Here is a 438-nt window from a genome sequence, read left to right on the forward strand (position 1 = left end):
CATTCGCATCACGGCCAGGGACCTGCGCGCGCGCATCGGAGCGCTGGTCGAGGAGGAGCGTCGGCGTACCGCCGAGGCCCTGGGCGAGCGCTCCGCCGAATTCATGCGGCTCAAGGTCGAGGGCATCGGCGAATGTGCCGAACTGCTGGTCGCCGCGCTGATGGAGGGACGAGAGGCGCACGTATTCGGCCGCCGTACCCTGCCGGAAATGGACCTGGCGTCGCTGGCCTGCGCCATCCAGAACCTCTGGCTCGCCGCCCGCGCCGAAGGGCTGGGCATGGGCTGGGTGTCGCTGTTCGAACCGCAGGCGCTGGCCACGCTGCTGGGCATGCCGGCTGGCGCCCAGCCGGTGGCGATTCTCTGCCTCGGGCCGGTGCACGACTTCTATCCGGCGCCGATGCTTGAACTGGAAGGCTGGACCCGCGGGCGGCCGCTGGC

At 71.0% G+C, this 438-nt stretch carries 1 protein-coding gene; it reads left to right on the plus strand.

Features of this window, described 5'->3' with window-relative positions:
- Positions 1 to 438: 5,6-dimethylbenzimidazole synthase (gene bluB / locus LO50_RS23605; RefSeq protein ID WP_044316565.1), on the plus strand; the 438-nt coding region annotated here is incomplete at both ends.

The sequence above is a fragment of the Stutzerimonas stutzeri genome, from assembly GCF_000935215.1.
Taxonomy (GTDB): Bacteria; Pseudomonadota; Gammaproteobacteria; order Pseudomonadales; family Pseudomonadaceae; genus Stutzerimonas.